At 62.2% G+C, this 12,783-nt stretch carries 12 protein-coding genes; 7 read left to right on the forward strand and 5 right to left on the reverse strand.

Annotation, left to right across the window (positions count from 1 at the left end):
• Positions 1-10 precede the first annotated feature (10 nt).
• From mltB to BFQ00_RS01045, 7 genes are all read left to right on the forward strand, one after another.
• Positions 11-1,021 carry a lytic murein transglycosylase B gene (gene mltB / locus BFQ00_RS01015; RefSeq protein WP_065886840.1) on the forward strand — a complete coding sequence of 337 codons (1,011 nt, stop codon included), beginning with the start codon at positions 11-13 and terminating at the stop codon, positions 1,019-1,021.
• On the forward strand, positions 1,021-2,025 hold the full coding sequence (locus BFQ00_RS01020) for a septal ring lytic transglycosylase RlpA family protein (RefSeq protein WP_065886841.1): 1,005 nt from the start codon (positions 1,021-1,023) through the stop codon (positions 2,023-2,025). The genes mltB and BFQ00_RS01020 overlap by 1 nt, the downstream gene beginning before the upstream one ends.
• Before the next feature lie 183 nt (positions 2,026-2,208).
• A complete protein-coding gene (locus tag BFQ00_RS01025; RefSeq protein WP_065886842.1) occupies positions 2,209-3,366 on the forward strand; it encodes a D-alanyl-D-alanine carboxypeptidase family protein in 1,158 nt (385 codons plus the stop codon).
• Positions 3,367-3,450: 84 nt separating this feature from the next.
• Complete coding sequence (locus BFQ00_RS01030) at positions 3,451-3,726, forward strand: DUF493 domain-containing protein (protein ID WP_065886843.1); 276 nt, start codon at positions 3,451-3,453, stop codon at positions 3,724-3,726.
• Positions 3,726-4,373: a lipoyl(octanoyl) transferase LipB gene (gene lipB / locus BFQ00_RS01035; RefSeq protein WP_065895171.1), complete on the forward strand. Its 648-nt coding sequence runs from the start codon at positions 3,726-3,728 to the stop codon at positions 4,371-4,373. Before BFQ00_RS01030 ends, lipB begins: the two co-directional genes overlap by 1 nt.
• Before the next feature lie 25 nt (positions 4,374-4,398).
• Entirely contained in the window at positions 4,399-5,400 is a 1,002-nt protein-coding gene (lipA, locus tag BFQ00_RS01040; RefSeq protein ID WP_162276339.1) for a lipoyl synthase, read from the forward strand.
• Between the two features lie 177 nt (positions 5,401-5,577).
• A complete protein-coding gene (locus tag BFQ00_RS01045) occupies positions 5,578-6,495 on the forward strand; it encodes a S66 peptidase family protein (protein WP_065932375.1) in 918 nt (305 codons plus the stop codon).
• Positions 6,496-6,620: 125 nt separating this feature from the next.
• Here the strand turns inward: BFQ00_RS01045 and BFQ00_RS01050 are convergent, their stop codons facing one another.
• The 5 genes from BFQ00_RS01050 to leuS form a co-directional block, all read right to left on the reverse strand.
• On the reverse strand, positions 6,621-7,946 hold the full coding sequence (locus BFQ00_RS01050) for a lytic murein transglycosylase (protein ID WP_065932376.1): 1,326 nt from the start codon (positions 7,944-7,946) through the stop codon (positions 6,621-6,623).
• Positions 7,947-8,008: 62 nt separating this feature from the next.
• On the reverse strand, positions 8,009-8,173 hold the full coding sequence (gene arfA / locus BFQ00_RS01055) for an alternative ribosome rescue factor ArfA (protein ID WP_003176285.1): 165 nt from the start codon (positions 8,171-8,173) through the stop codon (positions 8,009-8,011).
• Between the two features lie 214 nt (positions 8,174-8,387).
• Positions 8,388-9,425 (reverse strand): DNA polymerase III subunit delta, encoded by a 1,038-nt coding sequence (gene holA / locus BFQ00_RS01060; protein ID WP_065932377.1) that lies wholly within the window; start codon positions 9,423-9,425, stop codon positions 8,388-8,390.
• 39 nt (positions 9,426-9,464) lie between these two features.
• On the reverse strand, positions 9,465-10,070 hold the full coding sequence (gene lptE / locus BFQ00_RS01065) for an LPS-assembly lipoprotein LptE (protein WP_065886849.1): 606 nt from the start codon (positions 10,068-10,070) through the stop codon (positions 9,465-9,467).
• A gap of 89 nt (positions 10,071-10,159) precedes the next feature.
• Positions 10,160-12,766 carry a leucine--tRNA ligase gene (gene leuS / locus BFQ00_RS01070; protein ID WP_065932378.1) on the reverse strand — a complete coding sequence of 869 codons (2,607 nt, stop codon included), beginning with the start codon at positions 12,764-12,766 and terminating at the stop codon, positions 10,160-10,162.
• Positions 12,767-12,783 lie beyond the last annotated feature (17 nt).

Genomic DNA, 12,783 nt, shown 5'->3' on the forward strand with positions numbered 1-12,783 from the left:
GAAGATGTCAATGCAAGTAATGCGCGGCTGGGCTACTCGGCATGCGTCCTGGATGGGCCTGATTGGGCTGCTGGGCGCAACGCAGGAGGTGCAGGCCGGTGACTACGATGGCTCACCCCAGGTCGCCGAATTCGTCGGTGAGATGACCCGCGACTACGGTTTCGCCGGTGAACAGCTGATGGGCGTGTTCCGCGAAGCGCGCAAAAAGCAGGCGATCCTCGACGCCATCTCGCGCCCCGCCGAGCGGGTCAAGCAGTGGAAGGAATATCGCCCGATGTTCCTCACCGACGCCCGCGTGGCCCGGGGCGTGGACTTCTGGCGCCAGCACGAGGCGGTACTGGCCCGCGCCGAGCAGGAATATGGCGTGCCGGCTCAGGTCATCGTCGCGATCATCGGCATTGAAACCTTTTACGGGCGCAACACCGGCAGTTACCGGGTGATCGACGCGTTGTCGACCCTGGGCTTCGATTACCCGCCGCGTGCCGAGTTCTTCCGCAAGGAGCTGCGCGAATTCCTGCTGCTGGCCCGCGAAGAACAGGTCGACCCCATGACCCTCAAGGGCTCGTACGCCGGGGCGATGGGCTTGCCGCAGTTCATGCCGAGCAGTTTTCGCGCCTACGCGGTGGATTTCGACGGCGACGGGCATATCAATATCTGGAGCAACCCCGACGACGCCATCGGCAGCGTGGCCAGCTACTTCAAGCGCCACGGCTGGGTCGGCGGAGAACCTGTGGTTGTGCGCGCCGATGTGACGGGCGAGCGTGCCGATGAAGGCCTGACCCAGGGTATCGACCCGGTGAAGACCGTCGGGGAGTTGCGAGCGCTGGGCTGGTCGAGTCAGAATGCGCCACGCGATGATATGCCGGTGACGGCGTTCCGCCTCGAAGGTGAAAAGGGCCCGGAATACTGGATGGGCCTGAAGAATTTCTACGCAATCACGCGTTATAACCGCAGTGTGATGTACGCCATGGCCGTGCATCAGCTGTCAGACGAGCTGGTTCAAGCACGGGGCAACAAGTAATGCGGGTATCGCCGTTCAAAAAACCGCTCAAGCTGGTGGCGTTTGCCGCGTTGTCCCTGCTGATCGCCAGTTGCTCCACGACGCCGAATCGAGCGCCGGCCAAGAAGGCCGGCGGTGCGGTGGTTCGCGCCCAGCCGGGCCTGGACATCAACCGTGCGCACAAGGACGGCGCGCCGTGGTGGGACGTGGATGTGTCCAAGATCCCGGATGCCACGCCAACCCTGCACTCCGGCCCCTACAAGGCCAACCCCTATACGGTGCTGGGCAAGAATTACTTCCCGCTGCAGGAATCCAGGACCTACGTGCAGTCGGGCACGGCGTCCTGGTACGGCACCAAGTTCCACGGCCAGAACACCGCCAACGGCGAAGTGTATGACCTGTACGGCATGAGTGCGGCGCACAAGACCCTGCCGCTGCCCAGCTATGTGCGCGTGACCAACCTGGACAACAACCGCACCGTGATTCTACGGGTCAACGACCGTGGGCCGTTCTATTCGGACCGGATCATCGACCTCTCCTATGCCGCTGCGAAGAAACTCGGTTACGCCGAAATCGGTACCGCGCGGGTGAAAGTCGAAGGCATCGACCCGGCGCAGTACTGGGCCCAGCGTGGCAAGCCGGCGCCGTTGATGCTCAACGAGCCGCAAACCCCGCAACCGCAAGTGACGGCGTCGACCGGCAAGATCGAACAATGGACACCGCCGCCGGCGCAGCATGCTCCGGATACGGTGGTCGTGCCCCATGCGGCGCCCGGTGCCTCCAAGGTGGGCGGGCAGTACCTGCAGGTGGGCGCTTTCGCCAACCCGGATGCGGCAGAACTGTTAAGGTCCAAGCTCAGCGGCATGGTCAGCGCGCCAGTGTTCATCAGCTCCATCGTGCGTAACCAGCAGACCCTGCACCGAGTGCGCATGGGGCCGATCGGCTCGCCGAGCGAGGTTGCGCAAGTGCAGAACAGCGTACGCCTGGCTAACCTGGGGCAACCCAGCGTAGTGACCGCGGAATAAGGCAATACCGGATTGACGGTCCAGGTGCGTGCGCGTGCCCGGGCCCTGGTTGTTGGCTCGTTGAACAATAAAACCCAGGGGCAAGGGGTGAGCGGGCAACCGAACACGTGACAGTCTGGAAGCGGGCTGTCTGAATAGTTTTGCCCGCGAGGGCAAGTTTCCATAAGCAATTTCGAGAGACGGATGAACATCACCACCTTAGCCAAACGTACGTGCCTGCTTATCTCGCTGATCATCACCCCGGCCGCCTGGGCGGTTGAGATGGTGCCGGCTTCCCCGCAACTGGCCGCCAAGGCCTGGGTCCTCATGGATGCCGCCAGTGGCAACGTGCTGGTCGAAAGCGGTGGTGACATGCGCTTGCCGCCTGCCAGCCTGACCAAGCTGATGACCGCCTACATCGCGACCCTGGAAATCCGTCGCGGCCAGATCGGCGAGAACGATCCGGTAACCGTCAGCGAAAACGCCTGGCGCACCGGTGGTTCGCGGATGTTCATCAAAGTCGGCTCGCAAGTCACGGTCAGCGACCTGCTGCACGGCATCATCATCCAGTCCGGCAACGACGCCAGCGTGGCCCTGGCCGAACACATCGCCGGCAGCGAAGATGCGTTCGCCGACATGATGAACAAGACGGCCGGCGACCTGGGCATGACCAACAGCCACTTCATGAACCCGACCGGCCTGCCGAACCCGGAGCATTATTCGTCGGCTCACGACATGGCGATCCTGGCCCGCGCGATCATCCGTGTCGACCCGGTGCACTACGCCATCTACTCCCAGAAGGAATTTTTCTGGAACAACATCAAGCAGCCTAACCGCAACCTGTTGCTGTGGCGCGACAAGACCGTCGACGGCCTGAAAACCGGCCACACCGACGAAGCCGGCTACTGCATGGTGTCGTCCGCCGTACGTGATGGCCAGCGCCTGATCGCCGTGGTCTTCGGCACCAACAGCGAGCAGGCCCGTGCGGCCGAGACGCAAAAACTGCTGACCTACGGCTTCCGCTTCTTCGAAACCCAGACCTTCTACCAGAAGGGCACCGAGCTTGCGACCGCGCCGGTCTGGAAGGGCGCGACCTCCCAGGTCAAGGCCGGCCTGGCCGATGACCTGACCCTGACCATGCCTAAAGGCCAGCTGAAAAAGCTCGCCGCCAGCATGACCCTGAACCCGCAACTGGTTGCGCCAATCGCCAAGGGTGATGTGATCGGCAAGGTTGAAGTCAAGCTCGAAGACAAGGTGGTGCACAGCGCCGACCTGATCGCACTGGACGCCGTCGACGAAGGTGGTATCTTCCGCCGCGTGTGGGATAGCATCCGTCTATTCTTCTACGGCTTGTTCAACTGATTGTGTGCACCTGCAAAGCCCCGCGTTGATCCGACGCGGGGCTTTGCCGTCGCCACGGCTTACCGCTTACGAGGCCGTTCTGCCATGACCGATAAAGAAGTAAAGGCGCCAAAGATCGAATTCCCGGTGACGGATTACCCCATCAAGGTGATCAGCGATACCGGCGTAGGTCGCAAAGACACGATTCTCGAAATTGTGCGCAAACACGCGACCATCAACGACAACCGCGTGGACGAGCGTTCCAGCTCCACGGGTAAATACACGACGATCCAGTTGCACATCGTTGCGACGGATCAGGACCAGCTCTACAACATCAACAGCGAACTGCGGGCCACCGGCTTCGTGCACATGGTGCTGTGATGTCGCACGTCCTGGGCTTTCGCGAGCTCGGCCGGATGGACTACGAGCCCGTCTGGCATGCCATGCAGCGCTTCACCAACGAGCGCGGCACCTCGGCACCGGATGAAGTCTGGCTGGTCGAGCACCCGCCGGTATTCACCCAGGGCCAGGCCGGCAAGGCCGAGCATCTGCTGCTGCCGGGTGATATTGCGGTGGTGCAGGTCGACCGAGGGGGGCAAGTGACTTACCATGGGCCTGGCCAACTGGTCGCGTATCTGTTGCTGGATGTGCGCAAGCTGGGCTTTGGCGTGCGTGATCTGGTCAGCCGCATGGAGGCTTGCCTGATCGAGCTGCTGGCCAGTTACGGCGTGACCGCCGCGGCCAAGCCCGATGCACCGGGTGTGTATGTGGAGGGCGCGAAAATCGCTTCCCTCGGGCTGCGCATTCGGCACGGTTGTTCCTTTCATGGCCTGGCCCTGAATGTGGACATGGACCTGGCCCCGTTCCAGCGGATCAACCCGTGCGGTTATGCGGGTCTTGCGATGACCCAGTTGAGCGACCATGCAACACCCATAGAATTTGCCGAGGTAAGTGCCCGGCTGCGCGCGCAGCTCGTCAAACACCTCGACTATGCTGAGCAGACGACCCTGACGGGCGGAATCGATTGATATGACTACTGATGTTGTGCAAACCATGATCCCGACGCTGGACATCACCGAGCGTCCAGCCCCGGCCCCGCGTGCCAAGGTGGAAGCCGGCGTCAAGCTGCGCGGCGCCGAGAAGGTTGCACGCATCCCGGTGAAGATCATTCCGACCACCGAGCTGCCGAAAAAGCCTGACTGGATTCGCGTGCGTATCCCGGTCTCGCCGGAAGTCGACCGTATCAAGGCGCTGCTGCGCAAACACAAGCTGCACAGCGTGTGCGAAGAAGCGTCCTGCCCGAACCTGGGTGAGTGCTTCTCCGGCGGTACCGCCACCTTCATGATCATGGGCGACATCTGCACCCGTCGTTGCCCGTTCTGCGACGTGGGCCACGGCCGGCCGAAGCCGCTGGACGTCAACGAGCCGCAAAGCCTGGCCATCGCCATCGCCGACCTGAAACTCAAATACGTAGTGATCACCTCGGTGGACCGTGACGACTTGCGTGACGGCGGTGCCCAGCACTTTGCCGACTGCATTCGCGAAATCCGCAAACTGTCCCCCAACGTGATGCTCGAAACCCTGGTGCCCGACTACCGTGGGCGCATGGACGTGGCGCTGGAAATCACCGCCGCCGAGCCGCCGGATGTGTTCAACCACAACCTGGAAACCGTGCCGCGCCTGTACAAGGCCGCGCGTCCGGGTTCGGATTACCAGTGGTCGCTGACCTTGCTGCAGAAATTCAAGCAAATGATGCCGCACATTCCGACCAAGTCCGGCCTTATGCTGGGCCTGGGCGAAACCGACGAAGAAGTCATCGAAGTCATGAAGCGCATGCGCGAGCATGACATCGACATGCTGACCCTGGGCCAATACCTGCAACCGTCCCGCAGTCACTTGCCGGTGCAGCGTTTCGTGCACCCGGACACCTTCGCCTGGTTCGCCGAGGAAGGTTACAAGATGGGCTTCAAGAACGTCGCCTCGGGCCCGCTGGTACGGTCTTCGTACCACGCCGATGAACAGGCCAAGCTGGTCAAGGCGAGCCTGGTTTCCTGATAAAGAGTTTCTTAATAAAGAGTTGCTAATAGAGATCTGCCCGCCACCGCAGATCCAATGTGGGAGGGGGCTTGCCCCCGATGGCGGCGTGACAGCCAATACTCAAGGGACTGACACACCGCAATCGGGGGCAAGCCCCCTCCCACATTCGTTCCGTATTAATCAGGGAGACCATGGATGACTGCCCCCGTACCCGCCTTGCGCCTCGAAGGCACCATCGGCCTGATCGCCCCGGCCGGCCCTGCTGCACTGGACGTCGAAAAAGCCGGGCAATGGATGCGCACCCGTGGCTATGAGCTGCGGATTTTCCCCGGTGTGTATGAACACGACGGCTACCTGGCCGGCAGCGATCAAGTGCGCCTGCGCGACCTTCACGCCGCCTTCGCCGACCCGGAAATCGATGCCATCTTCTGCCTGCGCGGCGGCTACGGTACGCCACGTCTGCTCGACGCGCTGGACTTCGATCTGCTGCGCGCCAACCCCAAGCCCTTCGTCGGCTACAGCGACATCACCGCCTTGCACCTGGCGATCAACCGCTACGCCGGCTTCGTCACCTTCCACGGGCCGATGCTCAATGCAGACTTGCTCGGCGGCAAGCAACCACCTACCGAGTCATCGCTGTTCAGCCTGTTGCGTGGCCAGTTGGGCGCCGGCAGTGTGCTCACGCACCCGGTGGCCTACCCCTTGACCACGATCGAGCCAGGCATCGCCTGCGGGCGCTTGCTGGGCGGTAACTTGTCGATGATCGCGGCGGTGATGGGCACCGCTTATGAAATTGACGCTGAAGGCATCATCCTGTTTATCGAGGACGTCAACGAGCCGCTCTATCGCATCGACCGCTTGCTGACGCACCTGCGCCTGGCGGGCAAACTCGACCAGGTTGCGGGGGTATTGATGGGGGATGTGTCGGGTGTGGATAACGGGGCGCTGGAGCGGCTGTTGAAACAGACCTTCGAACCGCTGTGCATTCCGGTGCTGGCTGGCTGGCGCAGTGGGCATTGCGATCCGAACCTGACGCTGCCGATGGGCGCGTTGGTGCGGTTGGATGCGGGGGAACAGCGGGTGGTGCTGGAGCAGGACGTAGTCTGTAAATAGTGGTCGCCTGCCAGATCCTATCGGGGGCAAGCCCCCTCCCACAATTGGACCCTGTACACCCTTTGGAATGCAGTCAAATGTGGGAGGGGGCTTGCCCCCGATGGCGGTAGTTGCCTTAAGCCAATCTATCGGCTTTGCAGCGCCTCCAGCAACTTCACCGTCGGATACCCATCCGCCGGCCAGCCCAGTGCCTGCTGCGCTGCCCGAATCGCCTTGCGCGTGTTGGCGCCGATGATTCCGTCAGCGTTGCCCGCGTCATAACCTTTGGCGCTGAGCGCCGTCTGCAGGTCGATACGCTGCGAGCGGCTCAGGGGCAGCTCATCCTTTGGCCAGCTCCCGCGAATCACCCCACCGCCACCAAAGCGCTCCGAGAGCAGGCCAACGGCCAGTGCATAGGACGACGAATTGTTGTACTTGAGGATCGCACGGAAGTTATCCAGCACCAGGAACGCCGGGCCACGGTAGCCGGCCGGCAGCAGCAGGGCGGCGGACAGTTGCTCGACGTTGGCCGGCAGGCTCGCGCCGGGCGGCAGTTGGATACCCAGTTTCAGCCATTCGGCGACGGTCTTGCGAATGCCGCCATCGGCCAGGGAATAGTCGAAGCCCGATGGCAATTGCTGCACCTCAACGCCCCACGGCTGGCCTTTCTGCCAACCGGAGCTTTGCAGGTAATGGGCGGTGGAGGCGAGGGCGTCACCCGGGCTGTTCCAGATATCGCGGCGACCGTCACCGTCAAAATCCACCGCGTGGGTGTTGTAGGTGGTGGGGATGAATTGGGTCTGGCCCATCGCGCCGGCCCAGGAGCCTTTCATCTGGTCGGCCGGGATATCGCCGTGCTGGATGATCTGCAGCGCCGCCAGCAGTTGTGCCTGGGCAAACGCCGGGCGGCGGCCTTCATAGGCCAGGGTCGCGAGGGAGCGGATCACTGAGTTATTGCCCTGGAACTGGCCGAAGTTGCTTTCCATGCCCCACACCGAGACCAGTGCCTGGCGATCAACGCCGTAACGCTCCTCGATGCGCTGCAGGATATCGGCGTACTTGACCAGCAACGCCTGGCCGTTGCGCACGCGCAGCGGCGACAGCGCACCATCAATGTATTCCCACACCGGACGGGAAAACTCCGGCTGGCTGCGGTCGGCGCGAATCACGGCCATGTCCGGGCTGACGCCGGCGAAGGCGTTATCGAAGACTTCGGCGCTGATCCCGGCTTGCAGGGCCTGTGCACGGAACCCGGCCTGCCATTCGGCGAAGGTCTGGGTCGGTTGGATGTCCAGGTTATCCACTGCCAACGGCGCCACGACGGCAGGCGCGATGGCGGGTGCGGTCTTGAGCGGGGGCAGGGGTTGAGCGTCCGCGGCGGTGGGTTTTTCCGCGCAGGCGACAAGCAGAATGAGGCTGGAGGCAGCAATCAACTGGCGAAGGTGCCAGCGACGGGAAAGACTAGAGGGCATGCACAGGTCCAGGGGGTTACAAATCAAGTGCAGACCTTATCATGCCAGAGGGGCGCTTGCCTTCAGGCAGCCAGAAAGTAAGAAGCCTCCCAGCTGTTAGACTGGAAGGCTTCGCGGCGGTAGCTGCCTTTGCCCTTGCCGGCGCGTTCCTGACGGCTGCGGAACAGTGGCTGGGCGATGATGGATTTGGCCTTGTTCGGGCCATGCTTGGATGGCTTTTTGCTCATGATGGATTCTCTCGCTTGGGTGTGGAATGGAGCGGAGCAAATCATCTGCCGAAGTGGCCCGGCTGTAAAGCCCGGCGACAACCCCTGTAGGAGCGAGCTTGCTCGCGAAAAACTCACAGGCGCCGCGTTCATTCAGGAAATACGCGTTATCGTTGACGTTTTTCGCGAGCAAGCTCGCTCCTACATTGGATTCAGGGTGTTTTTGGAAGCAGGGTTAATCGGCTGGCAGGGTGAGGCGCTGGCCGGCCATCAACAGCGACAAACGACTCAGGCTCATCCACGGCGAACCGGCCGCCTGGCCCTTGATCTGTGCGTCGATGCGCTGCGCTTCGAGCAGCAGTTGCGCCCAGCGTTGCGCCGAGTGCCGTTGCAGGGCCTTGCTCATCAGGGGCTTGCGCTTGTCCCACACCGGCGGCCTGGCCTGGCTGAAGCATTTGTCCAGCGGAATGCCCTGGCTGTACTGCAAGGCAATGTTGGCCAGTACCCGCAGTTCCCGGGCCAGGGCCCAGAGAATCACCGGCGGCTCCACGCCCTCGCCACGCAGCCCTTCGAGCATGCGCAGGGCGTGAGCGGGTTCGCCGTTGAGGATCGCGTCCACCAGCCCGAATACATCAAAGCGCGCACTGTCAGCCACCGCGCCCTGCACGGTTTCGACAGTGATCTGCCCCTCTTCGGCCATCAGCTTGAGCTTTTCGATTTCCTGGGCGGCGGCAAGCAGGTTGCCTTCGACCCTGGCGGCGATCAGCTCGACGGCCTCTTGCGTGGCCGACAGCCCCGACTGTGACAGGCGTTGGCGAATCCACTGCGGCAGCTGGCTGCTGTCCACCGGCCAGATCTGAATGAACTGGGTCTGCGGGCCTTCCACCAGGGCCTTGCCCCATTTGGTCTTCTGCGCACTGCCATCCAGCTTGGGCAGGCTGATCAGCAACACCGTGTCTTCAGCAGGTCGCGAGCAATATTCGATCAACGCTGCCGCGCCTTTATCGCCCGGCTTGCCCGAAGGCAGGCGCAGTTCCAAAAGACGTTTTTCGGCAAACAACGACATGCTCGCGCCGGCTTGCAGCAACGTTCCCCAGTCGAAACTGGCGTCGGCACTGAACACCTGGCGCTCATCGAAACCTTGCTGGCGCGCCGACGAGCGAATGGCGTCGGCCGCTTCCTGGCACAGCAGTGGGTCATCGCCGCTGACGATATAGACAGGCGCGAGGCCACCTTGCAGGTGTTTGGCGAGTTGGGCGGGGGCAAGTTTCATAGGCAGGGCGAACGGGGCGCCAGGAGCGCCCCGTTTGGCTTACTCGACAGGGACTTCAACAGGCGACTGTTTCGGCGTGTTGTCTTCGTACTCTTGCGCCGCCTTCAGGGCATCGGCGTCAGCCTTGGCCTTGTTGTCGGCGATTTGCTGCAACTCGGCGAGTTTTTCCGGGTTGAGCAGTTGCAGGCGAGTCATCATGCGCTGAACCAGGTCACGACGCATTTCCTTGCGCGCCTGAAGGATCTCGGAGTCCGAACCCACCAGGTTGTTGCCGTCGTGGCTCACGACTTTCTGGACCTGGATCTTGTCGCCCATCAGCGGCAAGTTATCGCGGCCCTGTACTTCGAAGCTGACGGTGGTGGCCAACTCGATGTCGGAGGCGCGGCCGGCACTGGCGTAGCTGATGTTGCGCTGGGTTTCGCGCTCATCGACCAGGTTCAGCTTGTAGGTGGCGCCGCTATAGACGTGCACGCCGCTGTTTTCCAGGCTCTGGCGCAGTTGCGTCACGGTTTCGCCGTAGGCGTTACGTGCGCTGACGTCGAGTTCCTTGAGCGACAATTCATTGGTGCCGGTGCCGCGCAGCTGGAAGCCGCAAGCGCTCAACAGAACGGCCAGGCCCATTACCAGCAGATTGCGTTTGATCATGTTGTTGCTCCCCTTGAAACCAGGCGGGCCGTATCGAGGCCCTGAAGGTTTAGTTCGGCGCAGGGCTTGAGCCCTGCACCCGATCCGATTTAGCTGGCGACGATATTGACCAGTTTTCCAGGCACTACGATCACTTTGCGGATCGTCAGGCCTTCGGTAAAGCGCAGCACGTTCTCGTTGCAGCGTGCAGCCGCTTCGACTTCTTCACGGCTGGCGCTGGCCGGCATGTCGATCTGGCCGCGCAGTTTGCCATTGACCTGGATCACCAACTGCAGCGTGTCCTGTACCAGCGCGCTGTCATCCTGCACCGGCCAACGGGCATCGATGACGGCACCGCTGTGGCCCAGGCGGCTCCACAGTTCGTGGCTGATGTGCGGCGTGATCGGCGCCAGCAGCAGGGTAACCGTTTCCAGGCCTTCCTGGATCAATGCGCGATCCTGTTCCGTGGCCTGCGGGGCTTTTTCCAGCACGTTCATCAGCGTCATCACTTGGGCGATGGCGGTGTTGAACTTGTGGTTCTGCCCTACGTCCTGGCTGGCCTGGCGGATAGCCAGGTGGGTGCTGCGACGAATGGCTTTCTGTTCATCATTCAAGGACGCGACGTCCAGCTTGCCCGGCAAGCCCTGGCTGACGTGGGCATGGGCCAGGCGCCAGACGCGCTTGAGGAAGCGGTGCGAGCCTTCGACGCCGGAGTCGGACCATTCGGCGCTCATGTCGGGCGGCGAGGCGAACATCATGAACAGGCGGCAGGTGTCGGCGCCGAACTGATCGATCATCGATTGCGGATCGACGCCGTTGTTCTTCGACTTGGCCATCTTCTCGGTGCCGCCGATTTCCACCGGCAGGCCGTCGGATTTGAGCTTGGCGCTGATGACCTTGGCCTTGCTGTCACGCTCGAGCTCGACGTCCGCCGGGTTGAACCAGGTGTAGGCGCCATTGGCTTCGCGGCGGTAGTAGGTCTCGGCGATGACCATGCCCTGGGTCAGCAGGTTCTTGAACGGCTCGTCGGAGCTGACCAGGCCTTCGTCGCGCATCAGCTTGTGGAAGAAACGCGCGTAGAGCAGGTGCAGGATGGCGTGTTCGATACCGCCGATGTACTGATCTACCGGCAACCAGTGGTCGGCTGCGGATTTTTCCACCAGGCCACCTTCATAGTGCGGCGAGGCGTAGCGGGCGTAGTACCACGAGGACTCCACGAAGGTGTCCATGGTGTCGGTTTCACGCTTGGCAGGCTGGCCGCATTTGGGGCAGCTGCATTCGTAGAACTCGGGCATGCGCGCCAGTGGCGAACCGGCGCCGTCCGGTACGACGTCTTCGGGCAGGACCACCGGCAGTTGCTCTTCTGGTACCGGCACGTCGCCACAGCTTTCGCAGTGGATGATCGGGATCGGGCAGCCCCAGTAGCGTTGACGGCTGATGCCCCAGTCGCGCAGGCGGAACTGGGTGCGCGAGACGCCGAGATTTTTCTTGATCAGGGCAACTTCGATGGCGTCGAAAGCGCCCTGGAAGTCCAGGCCGTCGAACTCGCCGGAGTTGATCAGCTCGCCGTGCTCGCCATAGGCGTCCTGCCACGGGGCCGGGCTGGTGTCGCCCGCGCTGGTGCGCACCACCGACTTGATCGGCAGGTCGTACTTGGTGGCGAATTCGAAGTCGCGCTCGTCGTGAGCCGGGACTGCCATTACAGCGCCATCGCCGTAATGCATCAGCACATAGTTGGCGACCCAGACCGGCAACTTCTCGCCCGTCAGCGGGTGTTCGACGAACAGCCCGGTCGGCAGGCCTTTTTTCTCCTGGGTGGCGACGTCGGCTTCGGCCACGCTGCCGCCCTTGCATTCGGCGATGAACGCCTGCAGCTCAGGGTTGTTCTGTGCGGCCTGGGTGGCCAACGGGTGTTCGGCGGCCACGGCGACATAGGTCGCGCCCATCAGGGTGTCCGGACGGGTGGTGAAGACTTTGAGTGCGCCCGATTCGCCGATCGAGTCGACGTTGTACGGGAACTGCACTTCCATGCCCTTGGATTTGCCGATCCAGTTGCGCTGCATGGTCTTGACCTGTTCAGGCCAGCCCGGCAAATCGTCGAGGCTCGACAAGAGTTCATCCGCGTAGGCGGTGATCTTGAAGTAGTACATCGGGATTTCGCGTTTTTCGATCAGCGCGCCGGAACGCCAGCCGCGGCCGTCGATCACCTGTTCGTTGGCCAGTACGGTCTGGTCAATCGGATCCCAGTTCACGGTGCCGCTTTTTTTGTAGATCACGCCTTTTTCGAACAGGCGCGTGAACAGCCATTGTTCCCAGCGGTAGTAATCCGGCTTGCAGGTGGTCACTTCGCGGGACCAGTCCACCGCCAGGCCCAGGCTGCGCAGCTGGGTCTTCATGTAGGCGATGTTTTCGTAGGTCCACTTGGCGGGCGCCACGTTGTTTTTCATCGCGGCGTTTTCCGCCGGCATGCCGAAAGCGTCCCAACCCATGGGTTGCAGGACGTTCTTGCCGAGCATGCGCTGGTAGCGGGAAATCACGTCGCCGATGGTGTAGTTACGCACGTGCCCCATGTGTAGCTTGCCGCTGGGGTAAGGGAACATCGATAGGCAATAGAACGTCTCCTTGCCTGGCTGTTCGCTGACTTCAAAGGACTTTTGCTCGTCCCAGAAGGTTTGTGCGGCATTTTCTATTTCACGGGGCTGATATTGTTCGTGCATGGCTACTTTTGAACTGG

Source organism: Pseudomonas sp. 28 E 9 (genome assembly GCF_900004785.1).
Classification (GTDB): Bacteria; Pseudomonadota; Gammaproteobacteria; order Pseudomonadales; family Pseudomonadaceae; genus Aquipseudomonas; species Aquipseudomonas orientalis_A.